Raw genomic sequence first — 22,825 nt, 5'->3', positions numbered from 1 at the left:
TATGAAAATCATGTTTTCTGCCGGTGAGGCGTCGGGCGACCTGCACGGGGCCAATTTGGCCCGGTCCCTGCGCGAACTGGATCCGCAGATCGAACTGCTCGGTATGGGCGGCAAGGAAATGGCAGCGGCCGGCGTCGACATCGTCTATGACATCAAGAACTTAGGCGTCATCGGCGTCGGGGAAATCATCCGCAAGATTCCCTTTTTCTTCCGCCTCCGCGACTTCCTCGTCGATACGATGCGTAAAGAAAAGCCCGATGTCCTGGTCTGCATCGACTATCCGGGCTTCAACATGCGCCTCATCAAGGTGGCCAAAGCGGCGGGCATCCCCGTCGTCTATTATATCCTGCCGACCATCTGGGCCTGGCACAAGAGCCGCGGCAAGACCATTGCCAAGTATACGGATCTGGCCATTTCCCTCTTTCCCTTTGAAGCCAAGATGTATGAAGACATGGGGACGAATGTCATCTATGCCGGCCATCCCCTGGTCGATACGGTCCATGCGACCATGAGCCGCCGCGAGGCCTGTGCTCATTTCGGACTGGACGAACGGAAGAAGACGGTCCTCCTCATGCCGGGCAGCCGGGTCCAGGAAGTACGCGGCCTCCTGCCGTGTATGCTGGAAGCGGCCAAGCTCATCCGCAAAGAGGCAGGGGACGTCCAGTTCATCCTGCCCAAGGCGTCGACTATCGACGAAGGCCTCCTCGATGAGATCATCCGGGCTTCAGGCGTCGCCGTCACGGTCGGTGAAGAAAAAGTATACGATATGATGAATCTCAGTACGGCAGCCATCGCGGCTTCGGGGACGGCGACGCTGGAAACGGCCCTCATGGGCCTGCCGACGCTCCTGGTGTACCGCGTCAACCGCCTGACTTACTGGTTATCGAAAGTCCTGGTCCATATCGACAGCATCGGCCTGCCGAACATCATCATGGGCCATCGGGTCATCCCTGAATTGTGGCAGGATGAGGTGACGCCGGAAAACATCGCTGCCGCCATGGTGCCTATGATCACCGATAAAGTGCACCGTGAAGCATTGCACAAATCCCTGGCGGCCGTCCGCCGCACGATGGGGGAACCCGGCGCTGTCCAGCGGACGGCCCAGGCTATCTTAGATTTTGCAAGAGAAAGAGGTGCCCATGAAGCAATACAATAGTTGGCAAAGTTATAAGAGATTATTAATGTTCATCAAGCCGTACAAGATGCGCCTCGTCGTCGCCGTCATCTGTATGGCCCTGTCCGGGGCGAGCGACGTCGTCGTCCCGTGGCTCATCAAGGACGTCATCGATAAGGTCCTGGCCAATAAGGATATCTACACGCTGAACCTCATCGTCATCGGTATCCTGGTCCTCTTCCTGCTCCGCGGGTTCTTCTATTTCGGCCAGAAATACCTCATGAGTTTCGTTGGCCAGAAAATCGTCAACGATATCCGCGAAACCCTGTATCGTCACTTGCAGACCCTGTCCCTGTCGTACTTCGACAAGCACAAGACGGGCAATATCATGAGCAACCTGACCAATGACGTCACGGCTTTGCAGACGGCCATTGCAGGCAACCTCATTTCCTTCGTCCAGGAAGCGGTCATCCTCGTCGGCTCCCTGGGGTCCATGCTCTTCCTCTACTGGAAGCTGACCCTGTTGACCTTGGTCATCGTCCCCCTCGTCGTCTTTACGATCAACTTCTTCGGCTCCCGCCTGCGCCGGGCCGGCCATGACGTCCAGGGCAAGATGGCTGACATTACGTCGCTTTTGGAAGAGGCTATTTCGGGGATCCGCATCATCCGCTCCTTCAACCGGGAGGACTTTGAAATCCGCCGCTTCATGGTCCAGAACGACCGCAACTTCTGGGCTCTCATGACGACGACCAAACTGACGGCCCTGCTGACGCCGTTCATCCAGTTCTTCGCAGCCATCGCTGTCACGGGCATCATCTGGTACGGCGGCATGAGCGTCATCGACGGCGAAATGACGGCCGGCGCCCTCATCGCCTTCCTCATCTACGCCATCAACCTGGCCAACCCGGTCCGCCGAATCAGTGAAATCTACGGCGATATCCAGAAATCCCTGGCCGCTGCCGACCGCGTCTTTGAAACCATCGACACCGAACCGGATGTCAAGGAAAAGCCGGACGCCATCGTCTTGCCGCCGGTCAAAGGGGAAGTCGAATTCAACCATGTCTCCTTTGCCTATGACAAAGACCACCCGGCCCTTACCGATTTCAATTTGAAAGTCGCCCCTGGCGAAGTCGTCGCCCTCGTCGGCCCCAGCGGTGCCGGCAAATCGACGGTCGCCAACTTGCTGCCCCGTTTCTACGATGTCACGGGCGGCAGTCTGACCATCGATGGCATTGACGTCCGCGACGTCACCTTCTCGTCCCTGCGCCAGCAGATCGGCCTGGTCCCGCAGGAAACGATGCTTTTCAACGCTACGGTCCGGGAGAACATCCTCTACGGCCACCTCGATGCGACGGACGAAGAAGTCGTCGCCGCTGCCAAAGCCGCCAATGCCCATGACTTCATCCGGGAACTGCCCGGCGGCTACGAAGCCCTCGTCGGCGACCGCGGCAGCTCCCTGTCCGGCGGCCAGCGCCAGCGCATCGCCATTGCCCGGGCCATCCTCAAGAACCCGCGCATCCTCATCCTCGATGAAGCGACGTCGGCTCTCGATACGGAAAGCGAAAAGATCGTCCAGGCTGCCCTGGACCGCCTCATGGAAGGCCGCACGGCCGTCGTCATCGCCCACCGCCTGAGCACGGTCCGCAATGCCGACAACATCGTCGTCATCGACCACGGCCGCATCGTCGAAGAGGGGACCCATGATGAACTACTGGCAAAAGACGGCCTCTATGCCCATCTCTATGCCGTACAGTTCAACGATACTACGGAAGAAACAGCGTCAGAAGGTTGATTGTGATGAAGAATCTAAAATCGCACCCCATGTACTGGCTGTATAATATCCTGCTCCTCATCTATTGGGCTACGCTCATTCCCATGCTCATTTACCGGCTCATCAGGGAAGAAGGATTTTATCAGCGCATCAAACAGAGCATCGGCTTCTTGCCGGAAGAATTAAAAGATAAAATATCCAATCGCCATGCCATCTGGGTCCATGCCGCGTCGGTCGGGGAAATCGTCGCGGCCAGCCCGATTGTCCGGGAAATGCGCAAGACCCATCCCGACGAAGTCATCATCGTCTCTGTCGTCACGGCGACGGGCTTCCACATGGCCCATCAGATCATCAAGGGCGCCGACGGGATCCTCTATTTCCCGCTGGACCTGCCGTATCTGACCAACCGCATCCTGACCATCGTCAATCCCCAGGCCATCGTCCTGGTAGAAACGGAAATCTGGCCGAATTTCCTGCGCATCGCCGCAGATAAGCATATTCCGGTCATGATGATGAACGGCCGCATCAGCCAGCGCAGTGCTGTCCGTTACCGCATGATTACCTTCTTTACGCGCCGCGTCTTGTCGACGATACGCATGTTCTGCATGCAGAGCCGCATCGACGCCCAGTATATCATCGACATCGGCGCCGATCCCAACAAGGTCATCGTCACGGGCAACACCAAGTACGACCAGACCTATGGCATCGTCACGGAAGCCGAAAAGAAGCGCTTCCTCCACGAACTGGGCTTTGCCGAAGGGACGTATCCCATCATGATCGCCGGCAGTACCCACAAAGGGGAGAACGGCTCGGTCTACAAGGCCTTCGTCAAGATACGGGACCATTTCCCGGAAGCCAAATTGATCATCGCCCCGCGCTATATCTATCAGGCCGATCTCATCATCGACGAAGGCATCAAGCACGGCGTCACTATGGTCAAGCGTAGCGATATGAAGGCCGGGAAACCGATCCGGTCCGAATACGACGGCGTCATCCTCGATACCATCGGCGAACTGGGGCGCGTCTACAGCCTGGGCGACCTCATCTTCGTCGGCGGCAGCCTGGCCCATATCGGCGGCCATAATATCCTGGAACCGGCAGCTCATGGCAAGCCCATCGTCGTCGGTCCCAATATGTTCAACTTCGTCGAAATCTTCGATCTCCTCAGCAGCCGCGGCGCCTGCGTCATGGTCAAGAATGAAAAGGAATTCATCGACACCTGCCTGGATATCCTCATCCATCCCGACCGGGCCGAAGCCATGAAGCGCAGCTGCATCGAAGTCGTCCAGGAAAACCAGGGGGCTACGCGCAAGAACCTGGAACAGCTGCAGAAGATGCTGGACGACGTCCACGGCGGGAGGTGAGCCCATGGCTTTGCGAAACTGGGCTGCCGCCTATTTCCATTATTTGACCGGAAGCGGCGCCCATCACTGCTGGGACTGGCCGGCCCTGGCCCTGCTGCGCGGTGCCGCCTGGCTCTACCGCAAGGGCGTCCTGGTCAAGTATCACGCCATCGCCGACCATCCGGAACGGCAGGAACACGCGCCGGCCGTCGTCATCAGCCTGGGCAACATCACTGTCGGCGGGACGGGCAAGACGCCGATGGCGTGCATGCTGGCCCGGCGCCTGCAATCCCAGGGCTGGCGCGTGGCCCTGCTCAACCGGGGCTACCGCTCTCAGCGCGAAGATGGCGGCGCTGCCGTCATGTCCGATGGACAGCGCGTCCTGCTATCGGCCGAAGAAGGCGGCGATGAAGCCTGCCTCATGGCCCGCAGCCTGCCTGGCATCCCCGTCCTGGTCGGCCGCAAGCGGGCCCTCGGCGGCCGCCTGGCCGTCGAACGCTTCGGTACACAGGTCCTCATCCTCGACGACGGCTTTCAGCACTGGCAGCTGTACCGTGACCTGGACATCGTCCTCGTCGACGGGACCAATCCCTTCGGCAACGGCCATGTCCTGCCGCGGGGCATCCTGCGGGAGCCCATGGAGCAGCTCGGCCGGGCCGATGCCTTCATCATCACTAAGGGCGACCAGATTACGCAGGACCGGGCCGAAGCCATCGCCGCCAAGCTGCGCCAGTACAACCCGGCCGCGCCGGTGGCCATGGCCATCCACAAGCCGTCTTCGTGCCTGGCCTTTGCCGCCTGGCATGACGGAAAGGGCCATGGCTCCGGGGCCTTACAGCCTGACGGCCAGTCCGTCCTGGCCATATCGGCCCTAGGAAACCCGGCTTCCTTTGAACGGACCCTGGCCGATGCGGGCTTCACCGTCGCCGGCTCTCTCCGCTATGAAGACCATCACCATTACAGCCGCGACGATATCCGCCACATGGCCGCCAGGGCCGCCGAAACGGGCTGCCTTTTGGTGACGACGGAAAAGGACGCCGTCAAACTGCCGGCGCCGCTGATCAAGGAATACGACCTGCCGCTGTACGTCTTGAGCATTACTATTGAATTCACAGCAGGGCAGGACCAGATAGATACGATTTTGCAAGCAGTATTGGAGGATAAACTATGAACTTTGTATGCATCATCCCATCGCGCTATGCATCGACGCGCCTGCCGGGCAAGCCGCTGTGCGATATTGCCGGCAAACCGATGGTACAGCGTGTCTATGAACAGGCTGCCAAGGCCTCGAAACTGACGGCTGTCGTCGTCGCCGTAGATAACCCGAAAGTCTATGATACGGTCGTCACCTTCGGCGGCCATGCCGTCATGACCCGCGAAGACCACGCCAATGGCACGGACCGTTTGGCTGAAGCCGTCGGCCATTTTCCCGATGCTGACGTCATCGTCAACGTCCAGGGCGACGAACCGCTCATCGCACCGGACGTCATCGACGACTTGTGCCGGGCCTTTGAAGCAGAACCGGACCTGACCATGGCGACGGTCGCTGCGCCTTTGCAGGAAGACGAATACGATGACCCGAGCGCCGTCAAAGTCGTCCTCAACCAAAAGGATGAAGCCATGTATTTCTCGCGTTCCCTCATCCCGTATCCGCGCCATTCCTTTGAAGAAGGGGGCATCCAGCCGTATAAGCATATCGGTATCTACGCCTATCGCCGCGATTTTCTCCTGCAGTACGCGGCCATGGAACAAACGCCGGCAGAAAAAGTCGAGTCCCTGGAACAGTTGCGGGTTCTCGAAAATGGTTATAAGATAAAAGTGATAAAGACTCATCACCAATTCATCGGCATCGATACGCCGGATGACCTGGAACACATCCGCCGTTATTTTGCCGAATCTGCTCATAAAGGGGAATAGACTATGGAAAAAGTGAAACGAATTCAGGTTGGCAGCCAGACTGTCGGCGGCGATGGCAAACTTTTCGTCATGGCCGGCCCGTGTGTCATCGAGGATCCCGAACGGACCCTGGCTATTGGCAAGACCATGAAGGCTATCTGTGAAAAACTGGGCCTGACGTATATCTTCAAAGCCTCTTTCGATAAGGCGAACCGCTCGTCTTACACGTCCTACCGTGGACCGGGCCTGAAAGAAGGCCTGCGCATCCTGGCTGACATCAAGAAGGAACTCCAGGTTCCCGTCGTCAGCGATATCCACGAAACCTGCCAGGCCGAAGCGGCTGCTGAAGTCCTGGACGTCATCCAGATTCCGGCCTTCCTCTGCCGTCAGACCGATTTGCTAGAAGCTGCTGCGGCTACGGGGAAATGTGTCAACGTCAAGAAGGGTCAGTTCCTGGCCCCGGAAGACATGAAGAATGTCGTCGCCAAGATCGAACACGCTGGCAATGAAAATATCATGCTCACCGAACGGGGCATCAGTCTGGGCTATCACAACCTCGTCGTCGACATGCGTTCCTTCCCGATTATGCGCAGCTTCGGCTATCCCGTCGTCTTTGATGCCACCCACAGCGTCCAGCTGCCGGGCGGTGCCGGTACGAAATCGGCAGGCCAGCGCCAGTTCGTCGGCAACCTGGCACGAGCCGCTGCCGGTGCCGGTATCGACGGCGTCTTCATGGAAGTACACGATAACCCGGCAGAAGCCCTCAGCGACGGGCCGAATATGCTCTACTTATCGCAGGTCGAAGATGTCCTCCGCGATATGATGGCTATCAACGAAATCGCACAGAAAAGCGTAAGCACGGACAGGTAAGGAGACGAGACCATGATGGATATTTTAGAAGAAGCAAAAGACGTGCTCCATCAGGAAGCACAAGGCATTGAAAAGTTGATCCCTACGCTCAACCAGAACTTCGTCAATGCTGTCAACATGATTATGAAATCGAAAGGCCGGGTCATCGTCACGGGCATGGGGAAATCCGGCCACATTGCCCGCAAAGTATCGGCAACCTTGTCCAGTACGGGGACGCCGTCCATTTTCCTCCATCCGGCAGAAGCCATCCACGGCGATTTGGGCATGGTCACGGCAGACGACGTCGTCCTGGCCTTCTCGAACAGTGGGGAAACGGTGGAAATACTCAATATCCTGCCGTCGCTCAAGCGCATCGGTGCCAAACTCATCACCGTCGTCGGCAATCACAATTCGACCTTGGCCAAACATGCCGATATCATCCTCGACGCATCGGTCGAAAAAGAAGCCTGCCCCCTGGGCCTGGCGCCGACGACGAGTACGACGGCGGCTCTGGCCTTAGGCGATGCCCTGGCTGTCGTCCTCTTGACGCAGCACCATTTCACCAAGAAACAGTTCGGCATCTTCCATCCCGGCGGAGCCCTGGGCAAGAAACTCCTGCTCACTGTCGACGATGTCATGCATAAAGGCCAGGACAACCCGGTCGTCAGCGAAGACAGCATCGTCCAGGATGCCCTGTTCCTCATGACCGAAAAGGGCCTGGGTGCCGTATCCGTTGTCAATGAAGACGGCAAACTCGTCGGCCTGGTCACCGACGGCGACGTCCGCCGCGGCCTGGAAACAGGGTCCAACTTCCTCCAGTGGCCTGTCGACGCCATGATGACCAAGAACCCGCGGGTCATTGCCAACCATAAGCTGGCTACGGAAGCCCTGCACATCATGGAAAAGAACCAGCCCCGTCCGATTACGGTCCTGCCTGTCGTCGACAAGGATGACAAAGTCGTCGGCATGATCCATATTACCGATTTGCTGCGGCAGGGAGTGGTCTGATGAGCTTTTTGACACATATCAAGATGCTGGCCCTCGACGTCGACGGCGTCATGACGGACGGCATCATTTACTACAGCCCGTCGGGCGATGCCATGAAAGGCTTTTCTGCCCGCGACGGCATGGGCATTTCCCTGATCCGGGCCGCCGGCATCCAGACGGCCCTGGTCACAGGCCGCCGCTCACCCATGGTCGAGCAGCGGGCGAAGGATCTGCATATCGACTACGTCCTCCAGGACTGCTCGCGCAAGCTTTTGGCCATGCAGCAGTTGTGCAGTGAAATCGGCCTGTCCCTCGACGAAGTGGCCTACATGGGTGACGACCTGAACGACGTCGAACTCATTGCCAATGCCGGTTTCGGCGCAGCGCCCCTCGATGCCTGCGAAGAAGCCCGTCGGTCGGCCGCTTTCGTATCGGCCTATCCCGGCGGCCACGGGGCCTTGCGGGAATTCGCCGAATATATCTTGAAGAGCCAGCATGTCTGGGATAAGGTCCTGCGCCAGTACTTTGGCGACGCGACCTTTACGTTGCGCCAATAAGAAAGGAGAGTCTGTATTGTGAGTAAGGAATGGCAGTATCATGCTGCACGCGGATTCGGCAAGATTCTCTGTCATCTGCCCTATCCGGTTATCATTTCCTTGGGTCGCAAACTAGGCCCTTTCGTAGGAAAACTGATGAAGAAGCAGCGCGAACGCGGTATTTTCCAGATACAGCGCGGCATGGAGTGCAGCCGTGAAGAAGCGGAACGCATCATGACCGACGTCTTCCGCAATCTCGGCCAGTCGCTCATGGAAATCCTCTATACGCCCAATCTCAATCCGGAGAATATCCGGGACTATGTGACATTGGACCATCCGGAACGCCTGGACGAAGCCATGAAGGAAGGCAAAGGCGTCATCGTCCTCACAGCCCACATGGGCAACTGGGAATGGCTCGGCGCCCTGGCCATCTACGGCTATCCGGCGACGACGATCGTCAAGAACCAGGCCAACGACGCCGTAACGCGCCTGCTCAACGAAAACCGTGAGAGCATGGGACTGGAAGTCTTCGCCCGCGGCGGCAATGAAATGATCATCGCTGCCCGTGCCTTGAAGCGCAAGAAACTCCTGGGTTTCCTGGCCGACCAGGACGGCGGCTTCCACGGCGTGCCTCAGCCTTTTTTGGGCAAGATGAGCTCGACGCCGAAAGGACCGGCTATGTTCGCCCAGAAGTTCCATTCACCTATCGTGCCGATTTTCCCGGTCCACGACGAAAATCATCATACCCATTTGATGATCGGTGAAATCATGCATTTCGAAGACACAGGCAACAAGGACGAAGACATTGCCCGCATGACCCGCAAGATGGCCGTCGTCACGGAGAATTTCATCAAGGAACACCCGACAGAATGGCTGTGGTTCCAGCATCGCTGGAGTACAGAACCGGAAGAAATCATAGCACTGCAGCAGAAACCGGAGGCGCATACCGATGATAGCCGAAAAGCTGAAAAAGAATAAAATCTCCATCATTGCCGTCATCGCCGTCATCGGCTTTGCCGTCATGCTCTATAGTTTCATGCATCCCCAGAAGACGGAAGACCCCATGGTCAGCCCGGATAAGCTCGTCGAATTCGAAGGGACGGAGCTGGAAGAAAAGAAAGACGGCCAGCTCGTCTGGCGCTTGACAGCCGATAAGATCCAGATCGACCCGGACACGCAGATCATGTATTTCACCAACCCCAAGGCCCTGGTCGTCGCCGAAGATGGAACGCAGATGACCATTACGTCGGACAAGGGCATCGTCGACCGCCAGAAGCGGACCATCGAAATCAAGCCGCCTGTCAAAGCAGAAACCGATAAGGGCGATACGTTGCAGACCGACGGCAGTGTGTATTATAATATGGATACGCGTATGATCAAAGGCGGCAAGGTCGTCATGGACCGCCATGACAAGACGTCGCTCAAAGCCGATGCTTTTGAAACGGACAGCAGCCTGACCAAGGTGACGCTGACCGGCCATGCGCAGGTGACAAAGGGAGAATAACTATGATGGATTTACTTGGAAAGAAACTGGCAGCTGCCGCCCTCCTGGGGACCATGATCCTGCCGGCTGCCGGCGCCCTGGCAGCGGATAATGACGGCAACCCGGCCGTATCCGTCACGGCAGACACGCTGGAATATAACGGTAAGACCCAGGTCGCTACGGCGACGGGCAACGTCGTCATCGTCCGCGACCAGGCTACGATGACCGGCAACAAGGCCGTCTATAACTTGAAGACCGCCGAAGCAGACATGGAAGGCAACGTATCGGTCCAGCAGCCGGACATGCAGCTCAACGCCGATAAGGTCCATTCGACCAACAAGAATTACGTCGTCGCTACAGGCAGCGTCCGCGGCGTCTACGGCGACAAGAAGGTCAATGGCGACAAAGTCGAATACTATCTCGACCAGGATTACGGCATCGTCACGGGCAACGGCTATCTTGAAGCCCAGGGTTCGCAGATGTGGGCCGATCACATCGACGCCTGGTTCAAGCAGATAAAGGCCATCGGTACGGGCAACGTCCATATCGAATCGCCGGCGGAAAACCTCATCGCCTATGCCAATCAGGCCGTCTACACCCAGACGCCGGGGCAGAATGACGGCGTCATCCACTTGACGGGGAATGTCAATGCCACGCAGAACGGCAATTCCCTCAACGGCGACAACGTCGATATCCGCCTGGCCGATAATTCCGTCCAGACCCGCAGCCGATCGACCATCGTCATCGTACCGGGCAGTAATCCGTAAGAGTAAGGGGTACCTATGTTTATTCAGACTGAAGATCTCGTAAAAGCGTATAAAGAACGGAATGCCGTCAACGGCGTCAGCATCCGCGTCGACCAAGGGCAGATTGTCGGCCTCCTGGGGCCGAACGGTGCCGGCAAGACGACGACGTTCTACATGATCGTCGGCATCGAACGGCCGACGGCGGGGAAAATCACCATCGACGGCAAGGACATCACCCGCCTCCCAATCCATAAGCGGGCCGCCTATGGCATCGGCTATCTGCCCCAGGAAGCGTCGATTTTCCGCAAGCTCACCGTCGAAGATAACCTCCTGGCCATGCTGGAGACGACGAAACTCAGCAAGAAGGAACAGCGTGAAAAGGCAGAGGCCTTGATGGAAGAATTTTCCATCACCCAGCTCCGCGACCGCCTGGGTATCCAGCTTTCCGGCGGCGAACGGCGCCGCGTCGAGATTGCCCGCTGCCTGGTCATGGACCCGGCATTCATCCTCCTCGATGAACCTTTTGCCGGCATCGACCCCCTGGCCGTCAACGATATCCAGGGCATCATCAGCCATTTGAAACGGCGCGGCATGGGCGTCCTCATTACCGACCACAACGTCCGGGAAACGCTGAGCATCGTCGATAAGGCCTATATTTTGAGTGAAGGGAAGATCCTCCTCGAAGGCAGCCCGGAAATGATTGCCAATGACCCGATAGCCAAGAAATTCTACTTAGGCGAAGAATTCAGGATGTAACAGGGAGTATGGAATGCGAATATTAGATAAGTATATATTAAAAGAATTTATTGGCCCCTTTTTGTTTGGCGTCTGTGCCTTTACAGCGGTCTTCGTCGGGACGGGTACGCTCTACCGTATTGCCAACTTGATCAACCAGTACGGGGCTTCGGCCTGGGCCGCCTTCCGCGTCTTCGTCCTGGCTATGCCGTCGATCATCGTCGTCACCTTTCCCATGTCCGTCCTCTTGGGATCGCTCATGGCCTTTGGCCGCTTGTCCAGCTCCAGTGAAATGATCGTCATGCGGGCTGGCGGACAGAACTTCATCCGCCTGGCCATGCCGATCTTCGTGGCGGCTTTCTTCATTTCCATCGGGGCGACGGCCTTCAATGAATACGTCGTGCCTAAGGCCAATAATGCCTACAATACGATCATCAATGAAGAAATCAAGCACAACGTCGCGCCGACGACGCAGGACCATATCATCATCAAGAATACCAAGGGATCGGATATCTCCAGCCTCATGTATGCCCGTCAATATGACGCTAATACGAAGCAGCTCAAGGATATTACCGTCCAGGAATTTGAAAATGATACGCTCATGCGCGTCGAACAGGCTGACCGGGCCGACTGGAACGGCCAGAAATGGATCATGCACGAAGGCATGATCTACGACGTATCGGCCAATGAACAGACGACGCGGTCCTTGAAGTTCCAGAACCAGGCCCTGCCGATCACGCAGAAGCCGAATAAGATCAATGCGTCCCAGAAGAAACCGGATGAATTGACGATTCGCGAATTGCGGGAACAGATCAAGCTCCTGGACCAGAACTCGGTCAATACCAATAAGATGAAAGTCGAAATGTACAACCGCTTCGCCCTGCCTCTGGCCAGCCTGGTCTGCGCCATCGTCGGCGCGCCCCTGGGGATGCAGAAACAGCGCGGCAGTTCGTCCATCGGCTTTGGCATCAGTGTCGTCGTTATCTTTATTTACTATTCCATCATGACCCTGGGCAACGCCCTGGGCAATGGCGGCAAGATACCGGCCTACCTCGCCGCCTTCCTGCCGGACATCATCTGTGGCGTCGCCGGCGTCATCTTAGTCTACAAAAAATCGAAATGAGGGAAAAGGCGCTGTCGCATGAAGGCAGCGCCTTTTGAGTATTAAGTTTGCAGTTTGTAGTTTTTAGCGAATGGTTCTAAATTTAAAGCCATCTACTGCAAACTACAAACTCTGTGCTACAAACTATAAAGCGAAAGGGGCCTCGCATAATGGTAGAAACCCTCGTGCGACAGCCCCTTTTAAGAGGCTGGGGGCTAACAGCCAGCTGCTAACGACTAGGGCAGGACGGCCCTTGCAGTACACGGTAGTTATGGGCTATAATATAATGATATAAAGGAATGAGCAAAGGTGGTGTCTTATGGAATATGGATGGGTCATGCTGATCGTCTTGTCTGTTATGGGCGGGATCATTGCCTATCTCGGCGATAAGATCGGCTCCCGTGTAGGGAAACGGAAAATTAAATTATTCGGTTTGCGGCCGAAGTATACGTCCATCCTGGTTACCATCCTGACGGGGATCAGCATTGCCGTCATCACTTTAGGCGTCATGTCTATCTTGTCGGAAAATGTCCGCATCGCCTTGTTCGGTATGCACCAGCTGCAGATGCAGAAGGCCCAGCTCGAAGCCCAGCGGGATGAACTGCTGCAGCAGGCCAAGGACCTGGGCAAGGAACTGGACGATAAGAACGAGCTCATCGCCTCCAATAAAGAACTCCTGAAGAAACAGCAGGAACAGCTGGACGGCAAGAATGAAGAAATCCGGACGACTCAGCTGGACCTGCAGCAGGCCCAGGCCGCCCGCGACGACAAGGCCCGCCAACTGACGGTCATCCAGGTTGCCATGGACGAAGCCAAGAAGCAGCGCGACTCGGCCCTGGCCGATAGTGAAAAGGCCCGTCAAGACGTAGCTATGCTGGAAGAAACGAAGCAGAAGATGATGGGCACCATCGACGTCCTCGACAAGCACATCAAGCTGCTCAATGAAACGATGACCAATATCCGCGAAGGGACGGTCGTCTTCCGCGTCGGCGAAGTCCTGTCCAGTAACATCCTCAACGGCGGCCTGAGCCAGGCCCAGACGCGGGAAGAACTGAGCCGGGCCATGAGCCAGACCAATACCATGATCTGCCGTCATCTCGGCGTCCGCGATGAAAATACGGTCCTCCTCTATATTGCGCCAGACGAATTCAACGCTACTGTCGACGCCCTGCAGAAAGCCGGGAAGTCGCAGAAACTGGTCCGTATCATCGCCGCTGGCAACATCATGCTCGGCGAACCGGCCCTGGTCCACGTGGAAATGTATGACAACAACCTCATCTATCACCGCGGCGACGTCGTCTATGAAGAACGGCTGACGGCTCAGGAATTGTCGAACAATGCCGAATTACAGGTCATGCGCTTCCTCCATAACGTCAACCAGCAGGCCCAGGCGAAAGGCCTCCTGCCGGACCCGCTGACGGGGAATGTCGGGGCCCTGACGGCCACGGAAATGTTTGAAACCATCAGCAAGATAAAGAATCACGGCGGCTCCGATATCGTCCTCAAAGCCGTGACTGAAACCGATACCTACACGGCCGGCCCGTTGCAGATCGATATCCGCGTAGAAGCCGATGAATAAGGGGGAGATATTTTGATCTTTGCTATTGATCCTGGTTCGGAAAAGACGGGGACTGCTGTCGTCGCCGATGACGGCAGTCTGGTCACGAAGGCCATCGTGCCGACGCCGGAACTGGGCGACTATTTGAGTCACATTTATGAAAACTATCCTTTTTCCCATATCGTCATGGGCGATGGGACCAATCATAAAAAGCTGCAGCCCCTGGTCGAGCAGTGGATCGCCAGGAACCACGGGGATATCACTTTTTCCCTGACAGATGAAAAATTCACCACTGTCGAAGGGCGCAAGCTCTATTTTAAATATACCCCGCGCAAGGGCTGGCGCCGTTTCGTGCCACTGTCCTTCCAATATCCGCCAGAACCGGTCGATGACTTCGTCGCCTGGATCATCGGCCGCCGTTATTTAGCGAAACAACGAGGAGAAAAAATATGAAATACATCTTGCGTGCCCTGGGCCTGGCCTTTGGCGCTCTCATCTACACCATCGGCCTGGACGTCTTCCTGGTCCCGAACCACGTCATCGACGGCGGCGTCGTCGGCATTGCCCTCATGGCAGCGCAGCTGACAGGCATCAGTTTCAGTGTGTTCATCATCATCCTGAACATTCCTTTCTTTATCTTTGGCTATAAGAAGATAGGTGCCTTTTTCACCATATCTTCGCTCTTTTCCATCCTCTGCCTGTCCGGGTGGAGCACGTTCATCCATTACGAACGGGTCACGTCGGATCCTTTCTTGTCGACCATTTACGGCGGCATCATCATCGGCCTCGGCGTGGGCCTCATCATCCGCTGGGGCGGTTCCCTGGACGGGACGGAAGTCCTGGCCATCATCGCCGACAGGCGCACGCCTTTTTCCGTCGGCGAGACGATCATGTTCTTCAACCTCTTCATCCTGGGCAGTTCGGGCTTTGTCTTTTCCTGGGACAGCGCCATGTATTCCCTGGTGGCATACTTCATCGCCTATAAGATGATCGACGTCGTCACCAACGGCCTCGATGAAATGAAGGGGATGCTCATCGTTACGGGCAAGCACGACGAAGTGGCCGACTGCCTGACCAGGGATATGGGCCGCGCCGTGACCCTCATCAACGGCGAAGGCGCTTACAAGCGGGAAAAGACGATGATCCTCTACTGCGTCGTGTCGCGCCTGGAGATCACCAAGATACGCGATGCCATCACCGGCGTCGACCCCAACGCTTTCGTATCGGTCTTCGATATCAGTGAAGCACATGGCGGCCTCTTCAAGCGGCATAAAATGCATGGATAAAAAGTCAAAAAAAGCTTGACATAATTGGCGAATCTGCTGTATTGACATACAGCTCATATTTGCTATTATATAAAATAATTGGGTTATAGCGTTAACCTGAAAAAATGACAACACAGGTGATAGAACACCTATTGGGAGGTATACAATGGCACAGTTAAATTTCAATATCGAAGACATTTGCGGCACTTTGTCGGAAAATAAAGACGGCTGGCGCAAAGAACTGACGTACATCAGCTGGAATAATCGGGCACCGAAATTCGACCTCCGCTCGTGGGATCCGGATTATCAGGCCATGACCAAAGGTATTACCATGACCAAGGAAGAACTGGAAAAACTGCGTGATGTATTGAACGAAATGGATTTCGATAAATACTAAGGAGTGATTAAGTATGCTTTCGGCAATTCAATGAGATGAATGGAATGAAAGCATACTTTTTTGTTTTCCTTGCCAAATTTGCCAAAACATTATATAATCTCTAGTTGTATGTGCTGTTAGTACTTGGTAATAATTTCAAGGGTGAATGAAATGGTTCGTATAGCGAGAGATAAGCGACATGCTTTATTAAAGAAGCGGATTGAAGAAAATCCTTTTATAAACGACGAAGAATTGGCTGAAGAATTTTCCGTCAGCGTGGCTACTATCCGCTTGGACCGCATGGCCTTGGGAATCCCCGAAATGCGTATCCGCATCCGCCAGAAGGCAGAAGCGGCGCAGCCGAAACTGCGTAACGCCCCTGTCGTCGGGGAGCTCGTAGACTGTATCATCGGCAAGAATGCCATTTCAATCATGACGGCAACAGACGATATGGTCGACGAAGCACACATCGTGCGTTCCCAGTGCCTATATGCCCAGGCCAGTTCCCTGGCGCGGACGGTATTGAATCTTCCTGTCTGCATTACAGCCGTAGCCAATATTAAATATAAACAGCCCGTCACTGTAGGCGATAAACTGATCGCCAAGGCCGAAGTCATGCGCCAGCGCGACCAGAAATACTACGTATGGGTCACGATCCGGAAGATGCGGAAAGAAGTATTCCGGGCAAAATTTATCATAGAATCTTTGGAATAATGGAGCGGTAATAGAATGAAAATAGCTGTAGATGCTATGGGCGGTGATTACGCACCCGAAGAAATCGTCCTCGGTGCCGTAGAGGCCGTCAAAGCATATGATTTTGATGTCGTCCTGGTAGGTGACGAAAAGAAAATACGCGGCGTACTGAGCAAATATGGCGCCAAAGAAAGCGACCGCCTGTCCATCGTACACGCCAGCGAAGTCATCGAAATGGGCGAACATCCGGCTCAGGCCATCCGCCGCAAGAAAGACGCATCCATCGTCGTAGCGACGCGGCTGGTCAAAGACGGCCTCTGTGATGCTGTCGTCGCCGCTGGCAGCACTGGCGCCGCTGTGACGGCGGCTCTCTTTGGGCTGGGACGCATCAAAGGCATCGAACGGCCCTGCATTGCGACGCCTATCCCGTCGAAGAAGGGGATCACGGTGCTCCTCGATTCCGGGGCTAATGCCAACAGCAAGCCGAAACACCTCGTCGAAGGGGCCATCATGGGATACCACTATGCAAAATACATCCTGGGCGTCGAAAAACCGACGGTCGGCCTGCTGAACATCGGCGAGGAAGCGTCGAAGGGCAATGAGCTCTGCCAGAAGACGTATCCGATGCTGGAAAATTTGAAAACTATCTCTTTCTATGGTAACGTAGAAGGGAGAGATATACCGAAAGGCACGGTCGATGTCGTCGTCTGTGATGGCTTCGTCGGCAATGTCATCTTGAAATTTGGCGAAGGCATGGCCATGTTCATCATCCGCCTCGTCAGAGATACGATCAAACAGAGCGGCTTCATCACTAAACTGGGGGCCTTAGCGGTCTACCCGGCCTTGAAATCGCTGAAGAAACGACTGGATTTCACCGAATACGGCGGTGCGCCGCTGCTCGGTGTCGATGGCAGCTTTATTATCTGTCATGGCAGTTCGAAAGCCAAGGCCATCAAGAACGCCGTCCGCGTTGCCGGTGAAATCGCCGAACAGGACGTCGTCGGCCATATTCGTAAAAGTATAGAGGAAGAAGAGGTAGAACAGTATGATAGTGAAAGCTAATCCCGCTGGGATTCTTGGTACAGGTCACTGTGTACCTGATCAGGTATGGACGAATAAAGATTTAGAAAAAATGATGGATACATCCGATGAATGGATCCGCAGCCGTACAGGCATCGGCGCCCGCCACGTTGCGCCAGAAGGCGTCACGACGTCGGACCTGGCTACCAAAGCCGCCGAAGAAGCCTTGAAGAACGCCGGCATCAAAGCGGAAGACCTGAATTTGATCATCGTCTGCACCTTGACGCCGGACCGGGCCTTGCCGTCGACGGCCTGCAAAGTACAGGCCAACCTCCATGCGGTCAATGCCGCTGCCTTTGATTTGGAAGCGGCCTGCTCGGGCTTTGCCTACGGTTCGATCATTGCTTCCCAATTCATCGAAAATAAGATGTATAAATATGTTCTGGTCATTGGTGCGGAAATCCTGACCCGCGTCGTCAACTGGAAGGACCGCTCGTCGTGTGTACTCTTCGGCGATGGCGCCGGTGCCGCTGTCATCGGCCCCGTACCGGAAGGCTACGGCATCCTCGGCGGGGCTATGGGAGCTGACGGAACGGGCGGTGATTTCCTGACGATTCCGGCCAGCGGTGTCGAAATGCCGCCGACCGATGCCCTGCGCGAAAACGGCATGGCCTATGCCAAGATGGACGGCAAGGAAGTCTATAAATTCGCCGTCAAAGCCATGCCCCATGCCGCAGAATTAGCCCTCAAGCGGTCGGGCCTGACGAAGGAAGACATCGATGTCCTCGTACCGCATCAGGCTAATATCCGCATCATCCAGTCCGCCGCCAAACGGCTCCACGTTCCGATGGAAAAAGTATTCGTCAACATCGAGAAATACGCCAACACGTCGGGGGCTTCCATTCCCCTGGCTTTAGATGAAGCCATCAAAGCAGGGATGATCCACCGCGGTGATATCGTCTGCCTGGATGGCTTCGGCGCCGGCCTGACCTGGGCCAGCTTAGTTATGAAATGGTATTGATTTTTTTACGAGAGGTGTGACTGATGATGAAAAAGGCATTTGTTTTTCCCGGCCAGGGTGCCCAGAAAGTTGGGATGGTCAAGGATTTATACGACGCATATCCCGTTGTCAAACAGCTTTTTGAAGAAGCCGACGACGCTTTGGGTTTCTCCCTGACCAAGCTCTGCTTTGAAGGTCCCGATGAAGAACTCATGAAGACCTATAATACACAGCCGGCTATCCTGACGGCCAGCACGGCCTGCTGCCGCGTCCTCGCCCAGGAAGGACTGACACCGGACATCGCTGCCGGCCACAGTCTCGGCGAATATTCGGCCCTCGTCGCTGCCGGCGCCCTGACCTTTGCTGACGCCGTCCGCACGGTCCGCCTCCGCGGCCAGTTCATGCAGGAAGCTGTACCCCTCGGTGAAGGCGGCATGGCCGCTATCCTCGGCCTGGCTGAAGATAAGATCAAAGACATCTGTGCTCAGATTTCGGCCCAGGGCGGCACGGTCCAGGCCGTCAACTTCAACTGCCCCGGCCAGATCGTCATCGCCGGCAGTACCAAAGCCGTCGAAGAAGCTGCCGCTGCCATGAAGGAAGCCGGTGCCAAACGGGCTATCCTCCTTCACGTCAGTGCTCCTTTCCACAGCACGCTCATGGAACCGGCTGCCAAACGGTTGGCCGAAGTGCTCGATGACATCACCATTTCCGATGCCAAGATCCCCGTCGTAGCCAACGTCAACGGCCAGATCGAAACGAGTGCTGCTGATATCAAAGCCAACCTGGTCAAACAGGCTGCCAGCCCGGTCCTCTGGATCGACTGCACCAAGACCATGCAGGCTTTCGGTGCCGAAACCTTCGTCGAAGTCGGCCCGGGCAAGACCCTTTGCGGTTTTAACCGTAAAATCGACCGCAAAATCCACAGCGAAAATGTAGAAGATATTCCTTCCTTACAGAAAACGCTTGAATTTTTCCAGGAGGTTCGATAAAATGCACTTAACAGGGAAAACTGCTATCGTCACCGGCGGCTCCCGCGGCATCGGCCGCGCCGTAGCCATCGCCCTGGCTGAAGCCGGTGCCAGCGTCGCCATCATTTATGCTGGCAATACGAAAGCTGCTGAAGAAACGAAGCAGGCCATCGAAGAAAAAGGCGCTCAGGCTATGGTCATCCAGTGCGATGTCTCTGATGAAAAAGCCGTAGCCGACATGGTGAAGGCCGTCAAGAAAGAACTGGGCCGCGTCGATATCTTAGTCAATAATGCGGGCATCACCCGCGACGGACTGCTCATGATCATGAAAGAAGAAGACTGGCAGGCCGTCCTCAATACCAACCTCAATGGGGCGTTCCACTGCACCAAGGCCGTATCGCGGCTGATGATGAAACAGCGCAGTGGTTCGATCATCAACATTACGTCTGTCGTTGGCGAAACGGGCAATGCCGGCCAGGCCAATTACGCCGCTGCCAAAGCCGGCCTCATTGGCTTCACCAAGTCCGTAGCCAAAGAACTGGCTTCGCGCAATATCCGCTGCAATGCCGTAGCACCGGGATGCATCGCCACGGATATGACGGCTGTCCTCGGTGAAGACGCCGTCGATGCCATGGTCAAGACCATTCCCATGGGCCGCGTCGCCCAGCCGGAAGAAGTGGCCAAGGCCGTCTTGTTCCTGGCATCGGACGATGCCAGCTATATTACCGGCCAGACCCTCAACGTAGACGGCGGCATGGTAATGTAATACAAAAAGCATACTCCACTGAAAGGGGGTGAATGGACATGAGCGAACAGGATACTTTTGAAAAAGTTAAGAGCATTGTTGTTGAACAGTTAGGCGTTGACGAAAAAGAAGTCAAAATGGACGCTGCTTACATCGATGATTTAGGCGCTGATTCCTTGGACATTGTTGAACTTATCATGGCTTTCGAAGAAGAATTCAATATCGAAATCCCTGATGATGTGGCTGAAAAAATCAAAACTGTCAAAGATACAGTTGATTACATTGAAAAGGAAAAGAAAGCGTAAGTACGCAATAAGAGCCCGAAGGGGGAGGCATGTTGCATGTCTTCCCCTCCCGGTATCTTGAATGGAGGAAAACAGAGTGAAGCTGCCAGAATTAAGAATAGGTAAGCTCGTAGCAAAGGTGCCAATCATTCAGGGCGGCATGGCCATCCGTTTGTCCACAGCCCGGCTGGCTGCAGCCGTGGCCAATGAAGGCGGTATCGGCCTTATTGCGGCATCTGGCATGCCTTTTGACGAATTGCGACATGAAATTAAGTTAGCCAGAAAATTGTCTCCTCATGGAATCATAGGTATAAACGTAATGGTTGCAGCCCGTGAATTCAAGGGCATCGTGACCACTGCTATTGAAGAAGGAATCGATCTGGTTGTGGCAGGCGCAGGCTTTTCCCGGGACATGTTCGCCTGGGGCAAAGCATCGGGCACGCCTATTGTCCCTATTGTGTCTTCTGCCAAACTAGCTAAAATATCCCAATCCCTGGGTGCTTCGGCCGTCGTCGTCGAAGGAGCTGAAGCAGGCGGGCATTTGGGGACCAACCGTTCGAGCCGCCTCATCGTGCCGGAAGTCCGCGCTGCCGTCGACATCCCTGTTATCGGTGCCGGCGGGGTACTGCATGGTGAAGACATTGCGGAAATGCTCCGCCTCGGCGCCAATGGCGTCCAGATGGGCAGCCGCTTTGCTGCCAGCGTTGAATCGAATGGTTCTGAAGAATTGAAGAAAGTCTATCTCCGGGCCAATAAACCGGAAGACTTCATCCTCATACACAGTCCTGTCGGCCTTCCCGGCCAGGCTATCCGCACGCCTTTCTCCGAACGGATCCTCCTGGGGACGGCACCGAAGCCGGAAACATGTGACCAGTGTCTCAAGAAGTGCAGTCATAAATACTGCATCATCCGGGCATTGACGCGGGCTCAGCAGGGCGATGTCGAAACAGGTCTGGTATTTTCCGGCAGGCGCATGATGGAAATCCACGACATTCTGCCGGTCAAGGATATATTTGCCAACATCAAACGGGAAATGGAAGCCATTCCCGACTGATAGTACGTTACTTTTTATAATGAGGTGAAAACTTTGGAAAAACGCGTAGTAATTACAGGGTTAGGTGTCATTTCTCCTGTTGGCATCGGTAAAGATGCTTTCTGGAATGCCCTGCTCAACGGCGAAAACGGCATTGGCCCCATTACCCACTTTGACGCAACCGAATATGCTGCCCGCATTGCCGGCGAAGTCAAAGATTTTAACCCCGCTGACTACGGCATCGACCGTAAAGAAGTCCGCCATATGGACCCGTCCACGCAGTTCTCCGTAGCTGCTGCCAAACTGGCTCTTGACGATTCCAAAATCAATCTGGATGAAGAAGACCGCGACCGCATCGGCACCATCATCGGTACGGGCATTGGCGGTATGGAAACGCTCCACAACTTGTACAAAGGCTTGTTCGCGAAAGGTCCGTCTCGCGTCAACCCCTTCGTCGTACCGAAGATGATTGCCAACATGGCATCGGGCCAGGTATCCATCTTCTTCGGCCTCCAGGGCCATTGTGCCAGCGTTGTCACGGCTTGTGCCACAGGCACGAACTCCATCGGCGCTGCTTACCGCATGATCCAGCGCGGCGAACTCGACGCCGCTGTTGCCGGTGGTACCGAAGCCGCTGTATCTCCCGGTGCCGTAGCTGGCTTTGCCGCTATGAAAGCTTTGAGCACGCGCAACGATGACCCGGCTCATGCATCGCGCCCCTTCGATAAAGACCGCGATGGTTTCGTCATGGGCGAAGGCGCCGGCGTCGTCTTCCTGGAAGAACTGGAACACGCTAAGAAACGCGGCGCTCACATTTACTGTGAAATCGGCGGTTATGGCAGCAATGCCGACGCTTATCACATCACGGCTCCGGCTCCGGAAGGCATCCAGCAGTCCAAATGCATGGCTCTGGCCGTCAAAGATGCCGGCCTCCAGCCGGAAGACGTCGATTACGTCAATGCTCACGGTACGTCGACGCACCTCAACGACCTCAACGAATCGAAGGCCATTGCCCGCGTCTTCGGCGACCATGCCAAAGACATGCTCATCAGCTCGACGAAATCCATGACCGGCCATCTCCTCGGCGCTGCCGGCGCTGTCGAAGCCATTGCCTGCGCCATGACCATCGAAACGGGCAAGGTCCATCCGACGATCAACCTCGTCGAACCGGAAGATGAATTGAAAGAACTGGGCCTCAATTATGTACCCAATAAAGCCGTAGAAGCTGACGTCAACGTCGCCATTTCCAACTCCTTCGGTTTCGGCGGCCATAATGCAACCCTGCTCTTCAAGAAGTACGCTGAATAATAAAGAAGACTGA

25 protein-coding genes are annotated in these 22,825 nt (G+C 55.6%); all 25 read left to right on the top strand.

Going from position 1 to position 22,825, the window contains the following annotated elements; genetic code table 11:
- The first annotated feature begins 1 nt into the window (after position 1).
- Complete coding sequence (gene lpxB / locus ACFWUB_RS03930) at positions 2–1,156, top strand: lipid-A-disaccharide synthase (RefSeq protein ID WP_020310771.1); 1,155 nt, start codon at positions 2–4, stop codon at positions 1,154–1,156.
- Positions 1,140–2,906 carry a lipid A export permease/ATP-binding protein MsbA gene (msbA, locus tag ACFWUB_RS03925; protein WP_302681227.1) on the top strand — a complete coding sequence of 589 codons (1,767 nt, stop codon included), beginning with the start codon at positions 1,140–1,142 and terminating at the stop codon, positions 2,904–2,906. Before lpxB ends, msbA begins: the two co-directional genes overlap by 17 nt.
- A 5-nt stretch (positions 2,907–2,911) precedes the next feature.
- Entirely contained in the window at positions 2,912–4,249 is a 1,338-nt protein-coding gene (locus tag ACFWUB_RS03920) for a 3-deoxy-D-manno-octulosonic acid transferase (protein ID WP_292108255.1), read from the top strand.
- A 4-nt stretch (positions 4,250–4,253) separates the two neighbouring features.
- Positions 4,254–5,399 (top strand): tetraacyldisaccharide 4'-kinase, encoded by a 1,146-nt coding sequence (gene lpxK / locus ACFWUB_RS03915; RefSeq protein WP_020310768.1) that lies wholly within the window; start codon positions 4,254–4,256, stop codon positions 5,397–5,399.
- Complete coding sequence (kdsB, locus tag ACFWUB_RS03910) at positions 5,396–6,145, top strand: 3-deoxy-manno-octulosonate cytidylyltransferase (RefSeq protein ID WP_292108247.1); 750 nt, start codon at positions 5,396–5,398, stop codon at positions 6,143–6,145. Before lpxK ends, kdsB begins: the two co-directional genes overlap by 4 nt.
- A gap of 3 nt (positions 6,146–6,148) precedes the next feature.
- Positions 6,149–6,994 (top strand): 3-deoxy-8-phosphooctulonate synthase, encoded by an 846-nt coding sequence (kdsA, locus tag ACFWUB_RS03905; protein ID WP_020310767.1) that lies wholly within the window; start codon positions 6,149–6,151, stop codon positions 6,992–6,994.
- Between the two features lie 15 nt (positions 6,995–7,009).
- Positions 7,010–7,981, top strand: a complete 972-nt coding sequence (locus ACFWUB_RS03900; RefSeq protein WP_036200877.1) for a KpsF/GutQ family sugar-phosphate isomerase — start codon at positions 7,010–7,012, stop codon at positions 7,979–7,981.
- The gene (locus ACFWUB_RS03895; RefSeq protein ID WP_020310765.1) at positions 7,981–8,517 is read left to right on the top strand and encodes a KdsC family phosphatase; all 537 of its coding nucleotides are present in this window, start codon (positions 7,981–7,983) and stop codon (positions 8,515–8,517) included. The genes ACFWUB_RS03900 and ACFWUB_RS03895 overlap by 1 nt, the downstream gene beginning before the upstream one ends.
- Before the next feature lie 18 nt (positions 8,518–8,535).
- The gene (locus tag ACFWUB_RS03890; protein WP_292260497.1) at positions 8,536–9,474 is read left to right on the top strand and encodes a lysophospholipid acyltransferase family protein; all 939 of its coding nucleotides are present in this window, start codon (positions 8,536–8,538) and stop codon (positions 9,472–9,474) included.
- Positions 9,446–10,000: an LPS export ABC transporter periplasmic protein LptC gene (gene lptC, locus ACFWUB_RS03885; RefSeq protein ID WP_020310763.1), complete on the top strand. Its 555-nt coding sequence runs from the start codon at positions 9,446–9,448 to the stop codon at positions 9,998–10,000. The genes ACFWUB_RS03890 and lptC overlap by 29 nt, the downstream gene beginning before the upstream one ends.
- A gap of 2 nt (positions 10,001–10,002) precedes the next feature.
- Positions 10,003–10,746, top strand: a complete 744-nt coding sequence (locus ACFWUB_RS03880; RefSeq protein ID WP_416184262.1) for an LptA/OstA family protein — start codon at positions 10,003–10,005, stop codon at positions 10,744–10,746.
- A gap of 15 nt (positions 10,747–10,761) precedes the next feature.
- Positions 10,762–11,481: an LPS export ABC transporter ATP-binding protein gene (gene lptB / locus ACFWUB_RS03875; RefSeq protein ID WP_416184261.1), complete on the top strand. Its 720-nt coding sequence runs from the start codon at positions 10,762–10,764 to the stop codon at positions 11,479–11,481.
- 13 nt (positions 11,482–11,494) lie between these two features.
- A complete protein-coding gene (locus tag ACFWUB_RS03870) occupies positions 11,495–12,583 on the top strand; it encodes an LptF/LptG family permease (RefSeq protein ID WP_416184260.1) in 1,089 nt (362 codons plus the stop codon).
- Between the two features lie 298 nt (positions 12,584–12,881).
- Complete coding sequence (locus ACFWUB_RS03865; protein ID WP_416184259.1) at positions 12,882–14,141, top strand: DUF3084 domain-containing protein; 1,260 nt, start codon at positions 12,882–12,884, stop codon at positions 14,139–14,141.
- Between the two features lie 12 nt (positions 14,142–14,153).
- Complete coding sequence (locus tag ACFWUB_RS03860; protein WP_292108251.1) at positions 14,154–14,573, top strand: hypothetical protein; 420 nt, start codon at positions 14,154–14,156, stop codon at positions 14,571–14,573.
- On the top strand, positions 14,570–15,406 hold the full coding sequence (locus ACFWUB_RS03855) for a YitT family protein (protein ID WP_416184258.1): 837 nt from the start codon (positions 14,570–14,572) through the stop codon (positions 15,404–15,406). Before ACFWUB_RS03860 ends, ACFWUB_RS03855 begins: the two co-directional genes overlap by 4 nt.
- Positions 15,407–15,551: 145 nt before the next feature.
- Positions 15,552–15,782, top strand: a complete 231-nt coding sequence (locus tag ACFWUB_RS03850; protein ID WP_014015045.1) for a YdbC family protein — start codon at positions 15,552–15,554, stop codon at positions 15,780–15,782.
- Positions 15,783–15,932: 150 nt separating this feature from the next.
- Positions 15,933–16,475, top strand: a complete 543-nt coding sequence (fapR, locus tag ACFWUB_RS03845; protein WP_036200866.1) for a transcription factor FapR — start codon at positions 15,933–15,935, stop codon at positions 16,473–16,475.
- A gap of 15 nt (positions 16,476–16,490) precedes the next feature.
- Positions 16,491–17,516: a phosphate acyltransferase PlsX gene (plsX, locus tag ACFWUB_RS03840; protein WP_020310755.1), complete on the top strand. Its 1,026-nt coding sequence runs from the start codon at positions 16,491–16,493 to the stop codon at positions 17,514–17,516.
- Entirely contained in the window at positions 17,500–18,495 is a 996-nt protein-coding gene (locus ACFWUB_RS03835) for a beta-ketoacyl-ACP synthase III (protein WP_036200863.1), read from the top strand. Before plsX ends, ACFWUB_RS03835 begins: the two co-directional genes overlap by 17 nt.
- Positions 18,496–18,521: 26 nt before the next feature.
- Positions 18,522–19,463: an ACP S-malonyltransferase gene (fabD, locus tag ACFWUB_RS03830; protein ID WP_292260698.1), complete on the top strand. Its 942-nt coding sequence runs from the start codon at positions 18,522–18,524 to the stop codon at positions 19,461–19,463.
- A gap of 1 nt (position 19,464) precedes the next feature.
- Positions 19,465–20,208: a 3-oxoacyl-[acyl-carrier-protein] reductase gene (gene fabG / locus ACFWUB_RS03825; RefSeq protein WP_020310752.1), complete on the top strand. Its 744-nt coding sequence runs from the start codon at positions 19,465–19,467 to the stop codon at positions 20,206–20,208.
- Between the two features lie 38 nt (positions 20,209–20,246).
- Positions 20,247–20,492 (top strand): acyl carrier protein, encoded by a 246-nt coding sequence (locus ACFWUB_RS03820; protein ID WP_014015039.1) that lies wholly within the window; start codon positions 20,247–20,249, stop codon positions 20,490–20,492.
- Between the two features lie 76 nt (positions 20,493–20,568).
- Positions 20,569–21,525 (top strand): NAD(P)H-dependent flavin oxidoreductase, encoded by a 957-nt coding sequence (locus tag ACFWUB_RS03815; RefSeq protein ID WP_296820969.1) that lies wholly within the window; start codon positions 20,569–20,571, stop codon positions 21,523–21,525.
- Positions 21,526–21,558: 33 nt separating this feature from the next.
- The gene (gene fabF, locus ACFWUB_RS03810) at positions 21,559–22,812 is read left to right on the top strand and encodes a beta-ketoacyl-ACP synthase II (RefSeq protein WP_292281285.1); all 1,254 of its coding nucleotides are present in this window, start codon (positions 21,559–21,561) and stop codon (positions 22,810–22,812) included.
- Positions 22,813–22,825: the final 13 nt, after the last annotated feature.

The sequence above is a fragment of the Megasphaera sp. genome, from assembly GCF_047831605.1.
Taxonomy (GTDB): domain Bacteria; phylum Bacillota; class Negativicutes; order Veillonellales; family Megasphaeraceae; genus Megasphaera; species Megasphaera intestinihominis.
The sequence above is the reverse complement of the archived record's forward strand: the minus strand, read 5'-3'. Positions and strand labels throughout refer to the sequence as shown.